This window comes from Streptomyces misionensis, assembly GCF_900104815.1.
GTDB classification, from domain to species: domain Bacteria; phylum Actinomycetota; class Actinomycetes; order Streptomycetales; family Streptomycetaceae; genus Streptomyces; species Streptomyces misionensis.
The window spans coordinates 6,994,371-7,016,098 of record NZ_FNTD01000004.1; the positions used below are offsets into that span (position 1 = coordinate 6,994,371).

Here is a 21,728-nt window from a genome sequence, read left to right on the forward strand (position 1 = left end):
GCGCGGGCCGGCCGCCGCCCCGGCAGCGGCAGCCGGCACTTTCCCGGGCTCAGCCCTCCCCGTCCGGCGCGACCGCGCCCGGGATCATCCGGGCGGTCGGCCAGAACCGCTCGCTGAAGGCGGCGGCGAGGAGCCGCTGGCCCACCGGGGGCAGCCGCTCGGTGCCGCGCTCCGTGGGGCTGACCGCATAGGTGAGCCGGCGCCGCAGGTCACGAGTGGTGACCATGCCGGCCAGGGCACCGTGCACCACCCCGGCCATGCCCCACACCTCGACCCCGTCGGGCAGCACCAGCCGGTCGAGTCCCGCCGCCGCGTACCCGGCGTGTCCCCGCACGTGCGCGACGCCGGGCAGCCGGAACAACTCCTCGGTCTGCGCGGCCGGCAGCAGCTCACCGCCCACCAGTGCGACCAGGAAGCGGTCCAGGTCGGGCAGGTTCGAGATCATCTCCCCGGCCGGCCCATGGATGCTCGGGTTGTGCTCGGTGACGTCGACGCCCAGGTCGTACCCCCGCAGATGCGGGCGCGGCAGCGTGGGATCGGTGCCCGGCAGGGAGGTCGCCGACAGTCCCAGCGGGCGCAGCACGCGGTCCTCGACCTCCCGTGCGTAGCCGCGGCCGGTGATCCGCTCGATGATCAGCGCGACGACCTCGTAGTTGGCCCGCGTCAGCTGCTGCCGGGTGCCGGGTGCGAAGGCGAGCGGCAGTCTCCGCGGCAGGGCCAGGCGTTCGTACGCGGTGAAGGTGTCGTGCCGGTGCTCCAGGAACCACGCGGTGTCGTTGTAACGGACGTCGCTCTCGTCGGCGAGGCCGCTGGTGTGGTCCAGCAGCTGCCGGACGGTGATGTCCGGGTGGAGCAGGCCCGGCAGCAGCCGCTCGACCGGGTCGGACAGGTCGAGCGCGCCCTCGCCCACCAGCCCGAGCAGCACCGTGGCGACGAAGACCTTGGTGACCCCGCCGATCCGGAACCCGTGCAGGGGCCCGGCCGGCTCCCCGGTGCCGGGGTCGGCCACGCCTTCGGCGGCCGTCCAGACGCCACCCGGCACGTCCGGGCCGGTGAGCCGGGCGAGAACCGCGTACGCGTCGGCGTCGGGGCGCCGGCCGACCGCCCGCAGCAGGTGCTCATTCATCCGCGTCGCCCTCGTCGGCACGACGCACCGGGAGGTCCGCCAAGACGCCCTCGGGGGCCTCCACGGGCACGTCCGGCGCGGACAGCCAGTGGCCGCTCATCCGGCCGGTGAGGACCCGGCCGTCGGCCCGGCGCACGGCGTCGGCGACGAAGGCCTGGATGCGCCTGCCCGACTCCCCGTTGGCCAGCACGATCAGGCCCTCGCCGCTGCCGAGCTGGGTGAACGTGGCGACACGGAAGCCGACGGTGCGGCCGCCGTGCCCGAACTCCACGTCGCCGCCCGTGTCGTCCAGCACCGTGCCCAGGCCGTAGAAGCTGCCCGGGTGCCAGACCGTGAGCATCTGCTGGGCCAGCGGCCGGGTGATCAGCGTGCCCGGCTCCCCGCGGTGGGCGCGCCGGATCTCCCGCGCCACCTTGGCCAGGTCGGTGACGCTGGCCCACAGGCCGCCCGCGGCGACCTCGTTGCGGACGCGCCAGCGCCCGGCGATCGGGGCGCCCTGCGGGTCGTGCCCGACGGCGACCGGCACGCCGCAGTGGTGCGGGTAGGACTGGTCGAAGCTGCTGTCCGTCATCTTCAGCGGGTCGAGCACGAGGCGCCGCACCAGCGCCTCGAACGGCTCCCCCGTCACGTCCTCCAGCAGGGTCTGGAGCACCGAGTAGTTGATGTTGGTCTTGCGGAACCGGGTGCCGGCCGGGTGCTCCGCGCGCACCGGCTCGTTGCCGGCCGGCGGCCGCCCGGTCAGCACGTCGAGCACGCTCGGCATCGTCTCGGTGGGCAGGAAGTTGGTGGGACGGACATGACTGAGGCCCGCCTGATGGCTCAGCAGTTCGCGCAGCGTGATGCCCGAACTGCCCGGCACCTGCCAGGAGGTGAGCATCCGGTTGATGTCGGCGTCCAGGTTGAGCAGGCCCTCGGAGACCAGTTGCAGGACCGCCAGCACGGTGACGTGCTTGCTGACCGAGGCCACCTGGAAGGGCGTGCGGGCGGTGACCGGCTCGGGCCGGTCGGCGGCGGTCACCCCGTAGCCCTCGGCGGAGACGACCTCCCCGTCCTCCAGGAGGGCGAGGGCCACGCCGGGCACCCGGGCCCGCCGCATCGCCTCCAGCATCTCCTCCCGCGCCACCCGGACCTCCCGTACGCCCCGCGTGGTGCGCCCTGTCTCCTCGACCGGCATGTCCCGTCCTTCCGTTCGTTCCGTCGGGTTCGTTCCGTCCGTCGTGTCCGCCGCCGGTCCGAGCGCCGCCGCCAGGGCCGCGAGGGTGTCGTACTCGTAGAGCATGCGCAGGGTCAGCGGAAGGGCCCGGCGCCGTGCGGCCGCGATCACCTTGATGATCAGCAGCGAGTCCGCGCCGTAGTCGAAGAAGTGGTCGTCGGCGCCGACCCGTTCCAGCCCGAGGACGCTCGCGTAGATCTCCGCGAGGGCCCGCTCGGTCGGGGTGGCCGGCGCCACGGACGCGCGGCCCGTGCCGGGGCCGGGATCGGGCAGGGCACCCCGGTCGAGCTTGCCGCTCGCGGTCAGCGGCAGCCGGTCCAGCACGACGACGGCGGCCGGGACCATGGCGGCGGGCAGCTCGGCCGCGAGCCGGCGGCGCAGCTCCCCCGGGTCGAGCGGGTCGGGACCGGCCGGTACGACGTAGCCGACCAGCCGCTTGTCCCCGTCGTCGGTCCGCCGGGGCACGACGGCGGCGGCCCGGACGTCCGGCAGGGCGAGGAGACAGGCGGCGGCCTCGGCGGGTTCGACACGGACGCCGTTCACCTTCACCTGGTCGTCGGCGCGGCCCAGGAACTCGACGGTGCCGTCGGGACGGACCCGGGCCAGGTCACCCGTGCGGTACAGCCGCGCACCGGCGGGGCCCGCCGGGTCCGGCAGGAACCGTTCGGCCGTCAGGTCCGGGCGGCCGAGGTAGCCGCGGGCCACGCCGCCGCCACCGGCGTACAGCTCGCCGGTGACCCCGACCGGCACCGGGCGCATCCGCGCGTCCAGCACCCGCAGCACGGTGCCGGGCAGCGGGCGGCCGATCGGCACCGGGCCGGCCGCGCCGTCCGGCGGCACGGGGTGAGCGGTGACGTCGATGGTGCACTCGGTGGGCCCGTAGGTGTTCCACAGCGCGGGCCCCGGCCGGGACAGCAGCCGCCGGGCGAGGTCGCCGTCCAGCGGCTCGCCCGCCGAGAACAGCAGCCGCAGCGAGGTGCACCGCTCCCAGCCCGGGGTGTCCACGAGCAGCCGCCACACGGACGGCACCGCCTGCAACACCGTCACCCGGTGCTCGGTGACCGCCCGCAGCACGGCACCCGGATCGCGCTCGGCGCCGGGCGGGGCGCAGACCACCGTGCCACCGCAGACCAGCGGCGCGAACAGCTCCCAGGCCGCCGCGTCGAAGCCGACCGAGGTCTTCTGCAGCACCCGGTCGTCCGCCCCCAGACGGTGCTGCCGCACGGTCCAGGCGACCCGGGCGGCGAGGCCGCCGTGGGTGATCTGCACGCCCTTGGGCCGGCCCGTCGATCCGGACGTGTAGACGACGCAGGCCAGCCCGGCGGGTTCCGCGACCACGGGCGGGGGAGTGGCCGGGGCGTCGTCGAACGGGTGCTCGTCGGTCCGCAGGGTGCCGGGGCGGTCCAGGCCGGGGACGGTGCCCCGGCGGGTGAGCGTGATCGGGACGCCCGCGTCGTCCAGCAGCCGGCGGACGCGCTCGGCGGGCTGGGCCGGGTCGACGGCCAGATAGGCCGCGCCCGCCTTCCAGACGCCGAGCAGACAGGCCACCAGCTCGGCGCCCCGCTCCAGCACCACGCCGACCACCGACTCGGGGCCCGCCCCCAGCTCGCGCAGCCGCCGCGCCACCTGGTCGGAGCGGGCGTCCAGTGCGGCGTAGCTCACGCTCTCGGCGCCGTCGAGGACGGCGACCGCTTGTGGCGTACGGCGCGCCTGCCGGGCGAACAGCGTCGGCAGCGGGTCCGTACGGTCGGCCTCCCGCGGCGCGGCCGTGCGGTCCAGCCCGGCCAGCACCTCGTGGTCGCCGTCCGGCAGCAGCCGCACGTCGGCGTCCCCCTCCGGGTCCGCCACCATGGCCTCCAGCACGGCCCGGTACAGCCCGCCGAGCCGCTCCGCGTGCGCGCGGCCCAGCACTGCGGTACGGCTGCTCAGCCCGATGTGGCCCGCGAGGGTGGTGACGGCGAGCGCGAACTCGGTGTTCCCGTCCGCCAACGCCGTGGAGACGTCCACGAGTTCGGTGTCGACCTGGTGGAAGTCCAGGTAGTTGAAGGAGACGTCGACGAGCCGCCCGCCGCCCGCGATGCGCTGGATCTCGGGCATGGGGAAGTGCCGGTGCGGCCACAGCTCCACCTCGCGGTCGTGGACCGTGCGCACCAGCTCCCGCCAGGTCCGCCGTCCCTGCTCGAAGACGAAGGGCAGGGTGTTGAGGTACATGCCGTGCACCCGGTCGGCGCCGGCCGCCTCCGGCCGGGCGTCGCACACCAGCCCGGTGAACAGGGAACTCTCCGCGCTCAGACCGCTCATCACCGTCAGGTGGGCGGACAGCAGCACGCTCTTGAGCGACACCTCGGTGCGGGCCGCGAAGGCCCGCAGACCGTCCTCCAGGTCGTGCACCGGCACCCGCAGCACGTACCGCTCGCCCGGCGCCCCGGGATCGCCCCAGCCCTCGGGCAGGCTGAACCGGGGGTGCCGTTCGACGACGTCCGTCCAGTAGGCGCGGTCCTCCTGCGAGGCCAGGGCCCGCAGCTCCCCGGCGACGAAGTCGGCGTAGCGGACCCGCGGGGGATCGCTCCGCTCGGGCTCGGTGCCGTCGCGCGCGGCGCGGTAGCCCTCCAGCAGTTCCATCAGCAGGTTGTAGTTGCTCCAGCCCTCGGTGATGGCGTGGCAGCGGACCATGGTCAGCCACCAGCCGTCGTCGGCGAGGTGCGCCCTGATCCGCAGCATCGGGGCGCTCGACACATCGAGGACGTCGGCCCGTTCGCGCGCCTGGAACTCGCGCAGTGCCTCCCGGAGCCGCTCGGGGGCAGCCCGCGCAGATCACCGACCTCGACCGGGACGGCCGCCTCGGTGTGCACCAGCTGCATCGGCACGGAGAAGGTGCCGAGGTCGAAGGAGGTGCGCAGCACCTCGTGCCGTTCGACGGCGTCGCGTACCGCCGTGGTCAACGCGTCCGCGTGAAACGGCTGTTCGTCGCGGATGCGGAACGAGGCCACCCCGTGGTAGCGGTGCAACTCCCGGTCGGCCAGCATCTCGGCGACCATGCCGACCTGCGTCTGCGCCATCGGATAGGCATCGGCCAGGCCCGCCGGCAGCTTCGCCCGGTCCGCGTCGTCGATCAGCTCGAACGGCGCGACGGTCCGGTTCGTCGCCGCCGGCCGGGCCGCGGCCAGTTCGGCCAGGGCCGCCACGGTGCGCAGGGCGAACACGTCCCGTACCGACACGTCGAACCCGGCCGCGCGTGCCGCGCCGACCAGGGCGACCGCCCGGATCGAGTCCCCGCCCAGCTCGAAGAAGCCGTCCCGGACGCCCACCCGGGGCACCCCCAGGGTCTTCGCCCACACCTCGGCGAGCCGCCGCTCGACGGCCGTACGAGGCGCCACGTACGGCCGGTGCGCGAGGGACCGCGGGTCCGGCGCGGGCAGCGCGGACCGGTCCACCTTGCCGTTCGCCGTCAGGGGCAGCGACGCCAGCTCCACGAGGAACGACGGCACCATGTACGCGGGCAGGGACCGCTCCAGCGCCTCGCGCAGCTCCGCGACCGGCGCCGGCACCCCCTCGGGGTGCGGCACCACGTAACCGACCAGTTGTCCCCCGGCGGCGGCCACGAACGCGTCCCGCACCCCGGGCAGGGCGCTCAGGGCCGCCGCGACCTCCCCGGGTTCGACGCGGTGACCGCGCACCTTCACCTGGTCGTCGACGCGGCCCACGAAGGCGACGTTCCCGTCGGGCCGTATCCGGGCCAGGTCGCCGGAGCGGTACACACGGGCCCCGGGCGGACCGCAGGGGTCGGGCAGGAACCGTTCGGCGGTCAGTGCGGGACGGCCCAGATACCCGCGGGCCACGCCGGCGCCGCCGATGTGGAGTTCGCCGACGACACCGACCGGGACCGGGCGCAGGTCCGCGTCCAGGACCTGCATGCTCATCCCGGGCAGCGGCCGGCCGATCGGCACGGTCTCCTCGCCCTGTGCGCCGTCGACGTCGTACACGCAGGTGCCGACGGTGGCCTCGGTGGGGCCGTACTCGTTGACCAGCCGGCCCGGTCCGAGCAGGGCGCGCCAGTGGTCGGCCAGCGGCCCCGGGAACGCCTCGCCGGCGACCAGCACCGTCGCGGCCAGGGCGGCGGCCCGCTCCGCGTCCAGCTGCCGGCTCAGCACCTCCAGGTGACCGGGGGTCAGCTTGAGGAAGCTGAAGGGGCCCGCTGCCGACAGCCGGGCGCCCAGCTCGGACAGATCGGCGTCCGGCTCCAGCAGCCACAGCCGCTGCCCGACCGCCAGCGGCGCCCAGATGGCGGGGACGACGAGGTCGAAGGCGTACGAGGAGAACAGCGCGGAGCCACCCCCGCCCCCGGGGCCGCCCGCCAGCCGGCCGGCCGCCCAGGCGACGTGACCCGCGAGGCCGCCGTGGGTGACCTGGACGCCCTTGGGGCGGCCGGTGGAGCCGGAGGTGTAGACGACGTACGCCAGCCGGTCCGGGTCCTCGGGCGGCTCCGGGAACCCGGCGGGCGCGTCGGGGGAGCCGGCGAACAGGTCCGTGTCGACCGCGAGCACACCGGGGTGGTCCAGCTCGGCGGCGGACTTCTCCTGGGTGAGGACCAGGCGGGCCCCGGCGTCGGCGAGCGTCTCGACGGCCCGTGCGGCGGGCTGGTCCGGGTCGAGCGGCAGATAGGCCGCGCCGGTGCGCCAGATGCCGAGCAGACAGGGGACCAGCTCCGTGCCCCGTTCCAGCCGTACCCCGACCACGGTCTCGGGGCCGGCGCCGCGCGCCCGCAGCAGCTGGGCCACCCGGTCGGCGCGGGCGACGAGTTCGGCGTAGGTCAGGGTGCGTTCCCCCACGGACACGGCGGGCGCGTGCGGGGTGCGGGCCGCCTGTTCGGCGATCAGCCGGGGCAGCAGGGGGCCGGTGTGGCCGCAGCCGGGCCGTCGCAGTGCCTCGATCACCCGGAGGTCGCCGGCGGGCAGCCGGATTCCGCGCGCGTCGCCGTCGGGGTCGGCCGCCATCGCCTCCAGCACGGACCGGTACATCCCGGCCACCCGGGCCGCGTTGGCCCGGCTCAGCACCCGGGTGCTGGTCTTCAGCCCGATGTTCTTGTTGAGGGTGGTCACCGCCAGCTGGAACTCGGTGGTGCCGGGCGCGATGATGCTGTCCCGGTCGAAGGCCGCGTTGTCGAGCCGGTCGAAGTCGACGTGGTTGATCAGCACGTCCACGACCCGTCCGCCGCCCGCGAGCCGCTGGATCTCCGGCATGGGGAAGCGCCGGTGCGGCCACATCTCCACCTCCCGGTCGAAGACCGACCGCACCAGTTCGCGCCAGGTGCGGGCGCCGCGCCCGAAGGCGAGGGGCACGGTGTTGAGGTGCATGCCGTAGACGCGGTCGGCCCCCGCCGCCTCCGGCCGGATGTGGGTGACCACGCCACTGGTGAACTCCGGCTGGTCGGTGAGCGCGCTCAGCACCTTGCCGTGCGCGGCGACCAGCACGCTCTTGAGCGAGACGCCGGCGGCGGAGGCCAGCGCGCGCAGCCCGTCCTCCAGGTCGGCGAAGGGCACCGACTCCCAGAAGTCCTCGTCCGGGCCCTCGCCGTCGCCCCATCCGGCGGGCAGCGAGAACGGGGGACGGTCGGTGACCACGCCCGTCCAGTAGGCGCGGTCCTCGTCCGAGGCCAGGGCGCGCAGCTCGCCGGCGATCGCGTCGGCGTAGCGGACCTGGGCCTGCGGCCGGGGCGCGGGGCCCGAGCCGTCGCGGAAGGCGAAGTACAGCTCGGTCAGTTCCCGCAGCAGCGAGTGGTGGCTCCAGCCCTCCACGATCCCGTGGAACTCGGTGACGGACAGCCACCAGCCGCCGTCCGTGCGGTGGACGGCGATCCGCAGCAGCGGGGCGCGGGACAGGTCGAGCAGGTCGGTCCGCTGCCGTTCGTGGAACTCGGCGAGCCGTGCCCGCACCTCGTCGGGACCGAGACCGGGCAGCGCGTGCACCTCGACGGGTATCTCGGCCCACGCGTGCACCAGTTGCAGGGGCACGGAGTACGTGTCCAGGTCGAAGGAGGTGCGCAGCACGTCGTGCCGGTCCGCGAGGTACCGGGCCGCCTCGCGCAGCGCGTCCGCGTCGAAGGGCCGCGCGTCCCGGATCCGCCCGGAGGCGACGTTCTGGTAGTTGCTGCGGCCCTCGCCGGTGAGCAGGTCGACGGCCATCCCGGTCTGGGTCCGCGACATCGGGTAGGCGTCGCTCAGCCCGGCCGGGAGCAGTGGCCGGTCCTCGGCGGGGACCAGCTCGAAGGGCCGGACCGCGGGTTCCGTCCCGGCCGCCGCCCGGCCCGCGGCCAGTGCGGCCAGACCGGCCACGGTGCGTTCCGCGAACACGTCGCGCACGGCGACGTCGACACCGGCGGCGCGCAGTTCCCCGACGAGTTCCACGGCTCTGATCGAGTCGCCGCCCAGATCGAAGAAGTTGTCCAGCACGCCGACCCGGGGCAGGCCGAGGACACCGCTCCACACCGCGGCGATCCGCTCCTCGGCCGGGGTGCGCGGGGCGATGCGGTCCTCCTCCGCGAGGTCCGCGCCGGGGGCGGGCAGCGCGGCCCGGTCCACCTTGCCGTTCGTCGTCAGCGGCACCGCGTCGATCGGCACGACGTGGGCGGGCACCATGTACGCGGGCAGGGTCCGGCCGAGCGCGCCGCGCAGTTCGCCGCCGCCGGGCGGGGCCGCGCCCTCCGGTACGACGTAGGCGACGAGCCGCCCGTCCCGTACCAGCACCACCGCGTCCCGGACACCGTCCACCGCGGTCAGGGCGGCGCTCACCTCGCCGGGTTCGATCCGGTAGCCGCGGACCTTGACCTGGTCGTCGGCGCGGCCCAGGAACTCCAGGCCGCCGTCGGCGCGGCGGCGGGCCAGGTCGCCCGAGCGGTACAGGCGGGCGCCGGGCGGGCCGAAGGGATCGGGCACGAACCGTTCCGCGGTCAGCGCGGGCCGGCCGAGATAGCCGCGGGCCACCCCGGGACCGCCGACGTGGATCTCCCCCCGGGCCCCGACGGGTACCGGACGGCCGTGGGCGTCGAGCAGGTGCAGCACGAGGTCGGCCAGCGGCCGGCCGATCGGGTTGCCCGCGCGGGGGTCGAGATCGGCCTCGGTGACCCGGTGCGCGGTGGCGTGCACGGTCGTCTCGGTGATGCCGTACATGTTCACCAGGCGGGGCGCGTCGAGGCCCGTCTTCCGTACCCACGGGGCGAGTTCCGGGATGTCCAGGCGCTCCCCGGCGAAGACGACGGTGCGCAGCGCGAGCCCGGTCAGCCGCGGGTCGTCCGCCGCGGCCGCGGCGACCAGGCCCCGGAAGGCGGACGGTGTCTGGCTGAGCACGGTCACCCGCTCGGCGGCCAGCAGGTCGACCAGGTCGTCCGGTGAACGGGTGACCTCGGCCGGCACCACGACCAGGATGCCGCCGTGCAGCAGCGCGCCCCACATCTCGAAGACGGAGACGTCGAAGGCGTGGCTGTGGCACATCGACCACACGTCATCGGCTCCGAAGCCCAGGTGCGGGCGGGCCGTGGCGAGCAGCCGTACGACATTGCGGTGGGTGACGGCGACGCCCTTGGGGCGGCCGGTGGACCCCGAGGTGTAGATGACGTAGACGAGCCCGTCGGGCCCGGCGCCCGCGGCGGGGGCCGTGCGCGGCCGGGCCTCGATCGACCGCCGTTCGTCCGGCGCGTCGAGGACGACGAGCCGCCCGGGACGCGGGCCGGCCAGCCGGCCGGTGTGCGCCCGGTCGGTGACGACCGTGGTGACGTCGGCGTCGCGCAGCATGAACGCGATCCGGTCGTCCGGCAGGGCCGGGTCGAGCGCGACGTACGCCCCGCCGGCCTTCAGCACGCCGAGCAGGGCGGGCAGCAGCTCGGCGTCCCGCTCCAGGAAGACGCCGACCCTGCTTTCCGGGCCCACGCCGAGCGCCGCGAGGTGGTGGGCCAACCGGTTGGCGCGGGCGTCGAGTTCGCCGTACGTCAGCCGCTGTCCGCCCGCGACGACGGCGACGGCGCCGGGGGTCCGGGCCGCCTGCGCGGCGAAGAGTTCGGGCACGGTGCGGATGTCGCCGGCCGGCGGGCGGGGCTCCGCGCCGAGTTCGGCGCGCTCCGCGGCGGACGGCGGTTCCAGCGCCGAGAGCGGGGTGTCCGGGGCGGCCACCGCGTCGGTCAGCAGGCGCACGAAGTGGTCCAGGAGGCGCCGTGCGGTGCCGCGGTCGTAGAGTTCGGTGGCGTATTCGAGGCGCAGTGCGTAGCCGTCGGGGTCCGCCTCGGCGACGAGCGCCAGGTCGAACCGGGCCCGGGGCCGGGCCGGGGTCAGGCGCTCCACGCGCAGGCCCGGCAGCCGGTCGTCGGTGACGGTCCGCTCCCGCAGGGTGAAGAGCGTCTGGAAGAGCGGGGTGCGGGAGCGGTCGCGTTCCGGCTCCAGTTCGGCCACGAGCAGCGGGAAGGGGACGTCCTGGTGGTCGAAGGCGTCGAGCACGGTCGCGCGGACGGTGTCGAGCAGGGTGCCGAAGGCCGGGTCGCCGTCCCAACGGGTGCGCAGCACCAGGCTGTTGATGCCGTAGCCGATCATCCGCTGCAGTTCGGGCCGGCCGCGCCCGGAGACCACCGTGCCGACCGGGATGTCGGTGGCGCCGGTGTACCGCGACAGCAGGGCCTGGTACGCGGTGAGCAGCACGGCGAACGGGGTGGTGGAGCGGGCGTCGGCGAGGGCGCGCACCGCCCGGGCCGGGCCGGCCGGCAGCCGGGCGGTGACCGCGTCGCCGTCGTGGCCGCGGACCGGGGGACGGCGACGGTCGGACGGCAGGTCGAGCGGGGTGAGCCCGGCCAGCCGGCCGCGCCAGTGCTCCAGCCGGCGTCGCAGCGCCGGGGTCGCGGACCGCGCGTGCTCCCAGGCGGCGTAGTCCGCGTACTGGAGCGCCGCCTCGCCCGCCCCGTCCGCCGCCTCCCCGTCCCCGCCCGCCGCGAACGCGCGGTAGCCGGTGGCGAGTTCGTCCGCGAGCAGTTGGGTCGACCAGGCGTCGCAGGCGATGTGGTGCACGACGACGAGGAGCACGTGGTCGTCGTCGGCGCACCGCAACAGCAGTGCCCGCACGGGCCATTCGTGCTCCAGGTCCATCGGGCGCGCGCTCTCGCGCGCCAGGCGCCGCCGCACCTCCGCCTCGCGCTCCGTCGCGGGCAGCGCCGACAGGTCGTGCACGGCCGGGACCGCGTCGTCGGTCGCGGCGTCGATGAGCTGTACCGGCTCGCCCCCGTCCATCGCGTAGCGCGTGCGCAGGATCTCGTGCCGGGCGATCAGCCGGTGCCAGGCCCGGCCCAGGGCAAAGCGGTCCAGGGGGCCGCGCAGCCGCAGGGCCAGCGGCACCAGGTATTCGGGGCTCTGGGGTTCCAGCCGGTTCAGGAACCACATCTGCCGCTGGCCGGAGGAGAGCGGCAGCGGCCGGCCGCGGTCCGCGCGCGCGATGACCGTCCGCCGCCCGCTCGCCTCTCCCGCGAGCCGGCGGCGCAGGAACTCGGCGCGCAGCGCGTCTCGGCCGGCTGCTCCGGCCTCGGTACCAGTCATCCTGCGACATCTCCTCGGAAATTCTCGGTGCGGTGGTCGGTGTGCGTGCGGTGCCGGGACGCGTGGCTCGGCCGCCGTCAGCCGCCGTCGTACGACTCGGCCATGGCGACGGCGATCCTGCGCGGGCCGGTGAACGGTTCCCGGCCGTGGGCGGCGAGCATGTTGTCGACGATCAGCACGTCGTCGCGCCGCCAGTCGAAGCGGGTGGACTCGGCGCGGTACACGGCCCGCAGTTCCGCGACGACCTCGTCGGGGATGCGTCCGCCGTCGCCGTAGTACGTGTGCGTCGGCAGGTCCTCCTCCGGGAACATCTCCCGCAGCCCCTGCCGGATCTCGTCGGCGAGCGTGGTGACGTGGAAGAACGTCGCGTGGTTGAACCACACCTCCTCGCCGGTCCCCGGGTGCACCCGGATCGCGGACCGCACGGCGGTGGTGCGCAGTCCTCCGCCGGGCCGCCATTCCACGGCGATGCCCCGCTGCCGGCAGTACGCCTCCACGACGGCCCGGTCCTCGGTGCGGAAGGCGTCCTGCCAGCGACTGCCCAGATCCGGATGGAAGTTGCGCACCACGCGCCAGCCCCGCGCGCGGAACTCCTCGCGCACCGCGGGCGGGATCGCCGCGTGGATCCGCCGGGTGTCGGCGAGCGGCGTCGCGCCCCGGGTGTGCGCGGGCCGCGCGCAGTGGAAGAACAGGGTGCGCGGCCAGGACGCCTGGTAGGAGTTCTCGTTGTGCAGGAAGATCTCCTCGCCCGGCGGGTAGTCGGTCGAGGTGTAGACCCGGCCCTTGATGGTGCTGCGCGGCGAGGAGCGCTCGGCGTATTCGAGGGGCGCGCAGCCCGTGAAGGCGCGCACCGCCTGCTCGAACCCGTCGATCCCGCCGGTGTCGAAGCCGCGCAGCAGCAGCGCTCCGTGCTCCAGGAGGAGGCCGCGCAACGCGGCGCGGTGCCGGGTGAGGTGCTCGACGAGATCGTCGGGGCCCGTGGCCTCCACGATCGCGCTGAGGGTCGTGCCGGATGCCATGCTGATCACTCCCTGCTGCGGGGCGTACCGGGAACGGGGTCGTCGTGCAGGGCGCGGCTGAGCGCGGCGGCGACGGCGAGCGCGGCCAGTAGGCCGCCGGTCACCACCAGGGTCGGCGTGCCGCCCCAGGACTGGAGGGCCGGTCCGCCGAGCAGCGGGCCGAGGACGTTGGCGCCGGAACCGAGGAGGTAGACGCTGCCGACCACCCGCCCCTGAAGGGCGTCCGGGGTGATGCGCACCTGGTGGACGGCGCCGACCACGTTGAACACGGACCCGACGAAACCCGTGCCCGCGAACAGCGCGCCGAGCGCCACGGGCGCGTGGGTCCGGGTCATGGCGAGCACGAGCACCGCCCAGGCCGCCAGGCCGCCGACGAAGACGGTCCGCAGCCGGAAGCGGCGCTCCCACCAGCCGCCGGTCAGCGCGCCGAGCACACCGCCGAGCCCGCCGAGGCCCACGACGACGGCGAGCAGCGCCTTGTCGTGCCCGTCGTCCTTGATCAGCACGACCAGGGCCAGCGGCACCACCTGGAGCAGGAGGTTGCCGACCGACAGATAGCCGAGCGCGGCCCGCAGATAACGCTGGGCGAGCAGCCACCTGAGGCCGTGCACCACCTCGCGGCGCAGGTCCGGGCGCGCCGCGGTCCGCCGCTCCTGGAAGTCCTTCCTGATCAGCAGCAGCGCGATCAGGGAAGCGAGGTACCCGAGGGCGGTGCAGGCGAACGGCGCCCAGCGGGCCAGCGCCTGCAGCAGCACCCCGCCGGGCTGCCCGAACAGCCCGGCGGCCCTGCCCCTGGCCTCGTTGCGCGACAGCGCGGTCCGCAGCTGCGCGGGGTGCACCACGTTGCGTACGGCGCCGCGCTCGGCGAGCCGGTAGAAGACGGCGAGGACCGACTCGGTGAAGGCCACCAGGACCAGGTGGGCCAGGGAGAAGCCGCCCGCGACGAGCACCACGGCCACGCTGCCGAGGGCCAGGAAGCGGCCCGCCTCGCACAGCACCATCACCCTGCGCCGGTCCCAGCGGTCCACCAGCGCCCCGGCCGGCAACTGCACCAGCAGCTGGGGCAGCAGAGCGGCGATGGACACCGCCGACATGGCGATGGGGGAGTCCGTGTGCCAGAGCACCAGCAGCGGGTACGACAGGGCGTTGACGCGGCTGCCGAGGAAGGACACGGCGGCCCCGGACCACAGCAGCAGGAAGTCCCGGTTCCGGCGCAGGGGCAGCACGTCCTCGGCGCGCACCGCCGCCCCGGTGCCGCTCACAGCCGGTCGGCTATCTCTTCGTCGGAGAGGGCGCCGGCCTCCGCCACGATGATCTCCTCGACGGCGGAGGCGAGTCCGGCGACCGTGGGCGTCTCGAAGAGCGCCCGCACCGGCAGGTCGATCTCGAAGGCTTCCTGGATGCGGGCGACGAGGCGGATACCGGTGATCGAGTTGCCGCCCTGCGCGAAGAAGCTGTCGTGGACGCCGGGTTCGCTGCCCAGCAGCTCGGTCCAGATGGCGGCGAGGCGCTCCTGTACCGGGCCGCTGGGTGCGACGCTGCCGGCGCCGGCGCCCCGGCCCGGCGCGGGCAGCGCCCGCCGGTCGACCTTGCCGTTGGCGTTGAGCGGAATGGCCGGCACCGGCACGAAGGCCGACGGCACCCAGGCCTCCGGCAGCGACCGGGCACAGTGCTCGGCCAGCCGCTCCGTGCGCGGCGCCGGTTCGGCGGGCACGTAGTGGGCGACCAGGAACGGCTCGCCGCCCTCGGGCCGGTGCAGACCGACGACCGCGTCCCGCACGTCCGGATGCCCCGTCAGCACGGCGCGGACCTCGCCGGGTTCGATCCGGTGGCCGCGGAGCTTGATCTGGTCGTCGGCCCGTCCGACGAACACGACGGTCCCGTCGTCGCGTTGGCGCACCAGGTCACCGGAGCGGTACAGCCGGGCGCCGGGCCGGGCGGCGAACGGGTCGGGCAGGAAACGTCCGGCGGTCAGCCCGGGCCGTCCGGTGTAGCCGCGGGCGACGCCGCCGCCCCCGATGTACAGCTCGCCGGTCACCCCGGTGGGCACCGGCCGCAGCTCGGCGTCCAGGACGTACTGGGTGACGTTGGGCAGGGGCCGGCCGATCGGCAGGACGTCGGTGCCGATCGTGCCGGGCACGGGGTGGACGCTCGTGCCGACGGTGGCCTCGGTGGGCCCGTACTCGTTGATCAGCTCGGCGTCGGGCGCGAGGGCGCGCCAGCGTTCGGCAATGGACCGGGTGAACGGTTCCCCGGCCACCACCAGGACCGGCGCGAGCGCGGCGGCCTCGGCGGGGGCGAGCTGGTCGGCCAGCACGTCGAGGTGGCCCGGTGTCAGCTTCACGAAGGCGTACGGCGCCGACGCGCCGAGCGCCCGGCCGAGCGCGGACAGGTCGGTGCCGGGCGGGACGACCGTGACGGCGCCACCGGTGACCAGCGGCGCCCACAGGGTGGGCACGACCAGGTCGTAGGCGACCGAGGAGAACAGCGGGGCGCCGCCCGGTCCGCGGGACGCCAGTTCCCGCGCGGCCCAGTCCACGTGGTTGGCCAGCCCTCGGTGGGTGACCTCGACGCCCTTGGCCCGGCCGGTCGACCCCGAGGTGAAGACGACGTACGCCAGCCGGTCGGGGCCCGGGTCCCCGCCCGGTGCCGAAGGGGCGGCGGCGGGCCGGGGGGCGACGTCCCGCGCGTCCTCGTCGAGCAGTACGGGCACCACCGTCGCGGGCGCATCCACCAGCAGGTCCCGGACGGTGATCAGGGCCGTCACCCGTGCCTCGTCGAGCAGCGCGGCGATCCGCCCGGCCGGGTGCTCGGGGTCGAACGGCACATAGGCGGCGCCCGCCTTCCAGACCGCCAGCAGGGCGGTGATCAGCTCCGGGCCCCGGTCGAGCAGCACGCCCACCCGGGACTCCGCCGCCACGCCGAGGGCCCGCAGATGCCGGGCGAGGCGGCCGGCGCGGGCGTCCAGTTCGCCGTAGCGCAGTGTCCGCCCGCCGAGGACCACGGCGTCTGCCCCCGGGGTGCGGGCGGCCTGGTCCTCGAACCAGTCGAGGACCGTGCCGGGCCGTGTGGGGGCGGCCGTCGCGTTCCACTCCACGAGTTGCCGCCGCCGCTGCGCCGCCGGGATCAGCTCCACCTGCGCGAGCGGCTGCTCCGGACGGTCGGCCACGGCGCGCAGCAGCCGGGTGAAGCGGTCGGCCAGCCGTGCCACGGTGGCCTCGTCGAAGAGCGCGGTCGCGTACTCCAGCGCGGCGCCGAAGGAGCCGTCGGGCCGCAGGCGCACGAACAGCGAGAGATCGGTCTTGGCGACCCGCCAGGCCCGGGCGAGGGCGGCGGCGTCCTCCGGCCGGGCGGCGACGCTGGTCGCGCCCTCGCTGTGCAGGTCGAAGGCGACCTGGTACAGGGGAGTGCGGGACAGGTCGCGCTCCGGGCCCAGTTCCTCCACGAGCCGCTCGAAGGGCAGGTCCTGGTGGGCGAAGGCACTCCGCGCGGTGTCCCGCACCCGGGCCAGGGCCTGCCGGAAGCCGGCCGTGGCGTCCAGCCGGCACCGCACCACCAGCGAGTTCAGGAAGAAGCCGACCGTGGAGGCGGTCTCCGGCCGGTCGCGTCCCGGGACCGGGGTGCCGACCGGCACGTCCCACTGACCGGTGTGCCGGGCCAGCAGCGCGGCGAAGGCCGTCAGCAGCGTCATGAAGGGGGTCGCGCCGTCGGCCCGGCCCAGGTCGGTCAGGCGCCGGGAGACCTCGGGGTCGATCTCGAAGGAGACGACCGCGCCCCGCGCGTCCCGCTCGGCCGGCCGGGGCCGGTCGACGGGCAGTTCCAGAGCTTCGAGCCCGGCCAACTCGCCCCTCCAGTGGTCGAGTTCGGACCGGGTGTACTCGTCGGTCAGCCGTCGCCGCTGCCATGCCGCGTAGTCGGCGTACTGCACCTGGGGCGGCGCGAGTTCGGGCGCACGGCCCGCCTCGTGGGCGGCGCACAGCTCGCCCAGCTCGCGCTCGATGACCGTGCTGGACCAGCCGTCGCAGCCGATGTGGTGCACCGTCAGCAGCAGCAGGTGGTCCTCACCCGTGATCCTGGCGAGCAGGGCGCGCCACAGCGGGCCGCGCTCCAGGTCGAAACCGCGCCGCAGCTCCTCGCCGAACAGTGCGGCCAGCGCGGCCCGTTCGGTGTCCTCGGTGCGCAACTCCGGTTCGGCACGGGCGTCGTACGGCGCCGCGATCCGCTGCCGGGGCTCGCCGTCGACGGACGGATAGCGGGTGCGCAACGCCTCGTGCCGGGCCGTCAGTTCGCGCAGTGCGGCACGGACGGCGGCCTCGCCCGTGCCGGCCGGCAACCGCAGCATGACGGGGGCGACCCATTCGGCGCTCGCGGGGGCCAGCCGGTCCAGGAACCAGAGCCTGCGCTGCCCCGGGGACAGCGGCAGGTCCCCGTCCCGCGGCACCGGGCGGACCGGTTCGCCGTCGACCGCGCCCCCGGGTGCGGCGGCGGGCGCCGGACCGAGCAGCCGGGCCTGGGCCTCGACCGTGGCGGCCGCGAACAGGCCGCGCAGCGGCACCCGTCCGCCCGACGCGGCGCGCAGCCGAGCGGCGAGCCGGGCGAGGTGCAGCGAGGTGCCGCCGAGGGCGAAGAAGTCGTCGTGCGCACCGATCCGCTCCCGGCCGAGGAGTTCGGCCCAGACGCCCGCGACCAGTTCCTCGCCCGCGTCGCGCGGGGCGACGTACGGCGCGCCTCCGTCGCCGCGCAGTTCCTCGGCCGCGACCAGCGCGGCCCGGTCCGCCTTGCCGCCGACCGTGAGCGGGAACCCGTCCACCGTGCGGAAGACGGCCGGCACATGGCTCTCGGGCAGCCGCTCGGCGAGGAAGGCGCGCAGGGCCTCGTCGGTGACCGGCTCGCGCGTGGTCACATGGGCGGCCAGCCGGTGGGCGGCGTCGCCCTCGCGGCCGCAGGGCGTGACGACGGCGCCGCTGACGGCGGGGTGCGCGGCGAGTGCCGACTCGATCTCGCCGGGCTCGATACGGACGCCGTTCACCTTGACCTGGTGGTCGATCCGGCCGAGGTACTCCAGGGTCAGGTCGTCCCGCCACTGGACCAGGTCGCCGGTGCGGTACAGACGCGCGCCGGGCGGGCCGTAGGGGTCGGGCACGAAGCGCTCGGCGGTCAGGGCGGGGCGGCCCAGGTAGCCGCGGGCGACTCCGGGGCCGCCCGCGTACAGCTCGCCGGGCACGCCCACCGGCACCGGTTCGCCGGCCGGGCCGAGGACCAGGACCCGCATGCCGGTGATGGCGCGGCCGATGGGGACGGCTCCGGTGGTCTGCCCGGGGTCGACCCGCTGGGCGGTGACGTCGATGCTGCACTCGGTGGGCCCGTAGGTGTTCCACAACTCGACGCGTCCCGCGGTCAACTCCCCGATCCGGGCGGCGAGTTCCGCGTACAGCGGCTCCCCGGCGGAGCACAGCAGCCGGAGTGCCCCGCAGTCGGCCCAGGCCCGGCCGCCCGGGTCTTCCTCGGCCAGCAGCCGCAGCACGGACGGCACGGCCTGGAGCACCGTCACCTGGTGCCGGGCGACGGCGTCCAGCAGGGCCGCCGGGTCCCGTTCCGCGCCGGGCGGGGCGAGGACGATGGTGCCGCCGCTGGTCAGGGGAGCCAGGATCTCCCAGCCGGCGGCGTCGAAGGCGATGGAGGTCTTCAGCAGCACCCGGTCCCCGGGGCCGATGCGGTGGGCGGCGACGCCCCAGCCGACCCGGCCCGCGATCCCGGCGTGGGTGACGGCGACCGCCTTGGGCCGGCCGGTGGAGCCCGAGGTGAAGATCGCATAGGCGAGGTCGTCCGGGTCCGCCGTGCCGTCGGGCGGCGTGGCGGGCAGCCGGGCGGCCTCGGCGCGGACGCGGGCCGGTGACAGCGGCCGGGCGCCCGCGTCGCGCACCGGGCCGGCCAGCGGCTCGTCGGCGAGCACCAGGGCCGCGCCGGAGTCCCGGACCATGCCGGTCAGCCGGGCCGGCGGCTGGCCGGGGTCGAGCGGGACGTACGCCGCCGACGCCTTCCAGACCGCGAGCAGGGCGACGATCAGGTCCGGTCCGCGCTCCAGGGCCACTGCGACCAGGGTGCCGGGCCCGGCACCCAGCCCGCGCAGCAGACGGGCCGTGCGGTTGGCCGCGCGGTCCAGTTCCCGGTAGTCGACGGTGTGCTCGCCGTCGACGACGGCGACCGCGTGCGGCGTGCGCCGCGCTTGCTCGGCGAACCGTTTCGGCAGCAATACGGCGTTCACTACGGCTCCATGATCGCGAGAGGGATCGGCACGAACGGACGAGAGCGGTGGTGCGGTGGGGGTGACCCGGAACCCGGCCCGTCGGGTCATGCCGGGCGTCCGGCCTCGACCTCGTACAGGACCGTCCCCGTCAGCAGCGGGTCCTGGGACACGGTCACCTCGAAGCCCTTCGAGCGCAGCAGCCGCTCGCACCGCGCGAGCCGCCCGTCCTCGTCGTGGGCCTCCGCGACCACCCGGTCGACGCGTGGCCAGTCCTCGTCGGCCACCCCGCGCAGCACATCGAGTTCGGCCCGCTCCACATCCACCTTGAGCAGGTCCACCCGCGCCACCCGGTGCCGGCGGATCAGTTCGGAGACGGTGACGGCCGGGACCCGGTACGCGACGCCCTCGTGCAGTCCTTCGGTCAGCTCGGCGGCGTCCTCGGGGTCGAGTCCGGTGTTGGTGAGATAGCGCCGGGTGACCTCCCGGTCGGCGACCGGGTCGGCGAACAGCCCCGAGTTGCCGGGCGCCTGCGGGTAGTAGGTGAAGGGCAGTTCACCCGGCCGGTCGGCGACCGCCACGCACTCGGCCTCCCAACTGGCGCAGTGCAGTTCGAGGTTGAGACGCAGACAGGCGAACAGCTCGGGCGCCGGCTCGGCGGCGATCACCCGCACGGCCGGTGCCTTGCGGGCGCACAGCACCGACATCAGACCGATGTTGGCCCCGATGTCGAGGACGGTGGCGCCCTCGGTGAGCGACGCGGCCGCCCGGTCGTACGTCCCGGGTGGTGCCATCTCGCGCCACATCGTGGTGGCCGCGGGCACGCTGGTGCACCACACCTCCGGCCCGTCGGGCAGGGTGATCCTGCGGGGCCGCGCGGGCGGCGCCCCGGAGCCGCCGGTCATGAACCGGCTCCCAGGGAGAGCAGGAAGGCCAGCTCCCCGGGATCGGTCAGCACGACCCGGTCGATCCGGGCGCGGGGATCGTCGAGCGAGGCGTCGACCAGCCGCAGCAGTGTGTCACCGAGGCGTTCGACCGCGGCAGGCTCCGACGTCGCGGTGTCGTGGCGGAGCAGGACGGTGAGACCGCCGCCGCTCTGCACGATCTCCACCGCGAGGTCCGTCTGCCCCTCCTGCTGCGGCACGTCGAGGAGCGAGAGCCCGAGCCCCGCGTACCGCGTCTCGCCGTCCAGGAGCCCGGGGACCGGCAGCCGGTCGGCCCTGATGAGCGTGACGATCGTGCGGAACAGCCGGGCCCCGTCCGGGAGTCCGACCGGACAGCCCAGGTACCGCATGCCGTTCCCCAGCCCGCCGTGCGCCGCCCGGGCCGCCGTCCGGAAGGAGGTGCCCGCGTCGAAACGGGCCACCACCGGGAAGGTGTCGATGAAATAGCCGACGGCCTCCCGGGCCCCGGGCACCCAGCGCGTGGTCGCGGGCACGCCGACCAGCGCGTGCGCCGCGCCGCCCGAGCGGTACAGGGCGGCCTGGAAGGCGGCGAGCAGCCACGCGAAGGGCGTCACCCCGGCGGACGCGCTCACGGCGGCCAGCCGTTCGGCGGTGTCCGGCGGCAGCGACCGGCGCACGGTGGCCCCGGCCGCGGGTCCGCGCGCCGCCCCGCGCCGGGCGGGAGCGGGCCCGGCCGCCGGCACCCCGGCGCAGACCCGCCGCCAGTGCCCGCGTGCCGCCCGGCCGCGGGCGGATCCGGCACGCTCCCGCTCGGCCCGTACGTACGCGTCCCACGCGACGGGCCGGGGCCGCGGCGGGGCCGGCCGCCCGGCGCGTTCCGCGGCGTAGCCGTCGAGCAGGTCCCGCAGCAGCAGGACCTGCGAGGTGGCGTCGCTGACGAGGTGGTGTGCGACCAGGACGAGGACGTTGTCGTCGTCCCGGTGGCGCAGCACGACCAGCCGGAAGACCTCCCGCGCGGGATCAAGGGGCTCCTGCCCGACCCGGCGGGCCGATTCGAACAGGCCGTCCGCGCCGCCCTCGGCCCGCCGCTCGTCCGGTTCCGGCGCGTACCCGTGGCGCAGCTCGCGCACCGGCAGGCCGTCCGCCCCGGTGACGAAACGGGAGCGCAGCAGTTCGTGCCGCGCCACCAGGGCGGTCAGCGCACGGGCCAGCGGGGCCGCCGCCAGCTCACCGCGCACCCGTACGGCCAGGACCACGTTGAGCGCCGCGCTGTCGGGCGCGAGCTGGTGGGCGAGCCACAGCTGGCGCTGACCCGCGGTCATCAGCGCGGGCACGGCCCCGCGAGCGGCGGTCACCCGCGCTCCAGCGCGGCCAGGAGGTGGGCGGTGAGGGCGTCGAGCGTCGGATGGTCCCAGGCGGCGGACGGTTCGAGGACCAGTCCGTACCTGTCCTCGACGTCACCGCACAGGGTGAGCGCGTAGACGGAGTCCAGCCCCAGCTCGGCCAGCGGCGATCCCGGGTCCAGCTCCTCGACCGGGCACTCCAGGTAGTAGGCGGCCCGCTCGGTCAGCCACCGCCGGATCTCGTCCGGCTGGACACGCGCGGTCGGTTCGGGCACGGGGGCTCCTGTTCGGTGCGGTCGGGGACCGTTCGGG

General features: G+C 75.6%; 9 protein-coding genes. All 9 read right to left on the reverse strand.

Annotated elements, in window-relative coordinates; all coding sequences use genetic code 11:
• Nucleotides 1–49: 49 nt before the first annotated feature.
• Entirely contained in the window at nt 50–1,126 is a 1,077-nt protein-coding gene (locus BLW85_RS33215) for a serine hydrolase domain-containing protein (protein WP_074994828.1), read from the reverse strand.
• Nucleotides 1,119–5,075 (reverse strand): non-ribosomal peptide synthetase, encoded by a 3,957-nt coding sequence (locus tag BLW85_RS33220; protein WP_074994830.1) that lies wholly within the window; start codon nt 5,073–5,075, stop codon nt 1,119–1,121. Before BLW85_RS33220 ends, BLW85_RS33215 begins: the two co-directional genes overlap by 8 nt.
• Nucleotides 5,015–11,905 (reverse strand): non-ribosomal peptide synthetase, encoded by a 6,891-nt coding sequence (locus BLW85_RS33225; protein WP_074994832.1) that lies wholly within the window; start codon nt 11,903–11,905, stop codon nt 5,015–5,017. Before BLW85_RS33225 ends, BLW85_RS33220 begins: the two co-directional genes overlap by 61 nt.
• Nucleotides 11,906–11,982: 77 nt before the next feature.
• Nucleotides 11,983–12,924, reverse strand: coding sequence for a TauD/TfdA family dioxygenase (locus BLW85_RS33230; protein ID WP_079172491.1), 942 nt, complete (start codon nt 12,922–12,924; stop codon nt 11,983–11,985).
• Nucleotides 12,925–12,929: 5 nt separating this feature from the next.
• Nucleotides 12,930–14,186 carry an MFS transporter gene (locus BLW85_RS33235; protein ID WP_070026064.1) on the reverse strand — a complete coding sequence of 419 codons (1,257 nt, stop codon included), beginning with the start codon at nt 14,184–14,186 and terminating at the stop codon, nt 12,930–12,932.
• Nucleotides 14,183–19,189: a non-ribosomal peptide synthetase gene (locus BLW85_RS33240; protein ID WP_074994834.1), complete on the reverse strand. Its 5,007-nt coding sequence runs from the start codon at nt 19,187–19,189 to the stop codon at nt 14,183–14,185. Before BLW85_RS33240 ends, BLW85_RS33235 begins: the two co-directional genes overlap by 4 nt.
• Before the next feature lie 86 nt (nt 19,190–19,275).
• Nucleotides 19,276–20,073, reverse strand: a complete 798-nt coding sequence (locus BLW85_RS33245; RefSeq protein ID WP_074994837.1) for an FkbM family methyltransferase — start codon at nt 20,071–20,073, stop codon at nt 19,276–19,278.
• Complete coding sequence (locus BLW85_RS33250) at nt 20,070–21,428, reverse strand: condensation domain-containing protein (RefSeq protein ID WP_074994839.1); 1,359 nt, start codon at nt 21,426–21,428, stop codon at nt 20,070–20,072. Before BLW85_RS33250 ends, BLW85_RS33245 begins: the two co-directional genes overlap by 4 nt.
• Entirely contained in the window at nt 21,425–21,691 is a 267-nt protein-coding gene (locus tag BLW85_RS33255) for an acyl carrier protein (protein WP_070026068.1), read from the reverse strand. Before BLW85_RS33255 ends, BLW85_RS33250 begins: the two co-directional genes overlap by 4 nt.
• Nucleotides 21,692–21,728 lie beyond the last annotated feature (37 nt).